Annotated in this window: 1 protein-coding gene; it reads right to left on the bottom strand. The window is 50.3% G+C overall.

Annotated features, from left to right (window positions below; genetic code table 11):
- Positions 1 to 760 (bottom strand): toprim domain-containing protein (locus tag A3751_RS15690; protein WP_231876912.1); only part of this gene is annotated, 760 nt, incomplete at both ends.

Genomic DNA, 760 nt, shown 5'->3' on the forward strand with positions numbered 1-760 from the left:
ATGTTGGCAACCGTTCCGGGATGATCTTCTATCGTCAATTGGACGAGACGACGCGTGTCGCGTGCCATGGTTGTTTCACGCAATTGCATAGGATTCATCTCGCCCAAGCCCTTAAAGCGCTGAACGTTGACTTTGCCTCTTTTCTTCTCGGCCTCGATACGATCGAGCACGCCTTTACGCTCAGATTCGTCCAGCGCATAGAAGACTTCCTTACCGACATCGATTCGATAGAGAGGCGGCATCGCAACGTAGATGTGCCCTGCTTCAACCAAAGGCTGGAAATGCTTTACGAATAAGGCGCACAACAAGGTCGCGATATGCAATCCATCCGAGTCGGCATCGGCAAGTATACAAACCTTGCCATAACGCAGACCTTCGAGGTTATCTGAGCCAGGATCGACACCAATCGCAACAGAGATATCATGAACCTCTTGCGAGGCGAGAATTTCGCTCGACTCGACCTCCCACGTATTCAGTATTTTACCTCTCAAGGGCATGATTGCCTGATACTCACGATCACGCGCCTGTTTTGCAGAGCCACCAGCAGAGTCACCCTCTACCAAAAATAACTCTGAGCGCATCGCATCGACCCCGGAGCAATCTGCAAGTTTCCCTGGTAGCGCAGGTCCGGAAGTCACCTTTTTACGGACGACTTTTTTACTAGCGCGCATTCTCTTTTGTGCATTATTGATGCACAAGGTAGCGAGCTGCTCAGCCTCATCCGTATGTTGGTTTAACCAAAGACTAAACGCATCTTTGA

It is taken from the genome of Oleiphilus sp. HI0080, assembly GCF_001635135.1.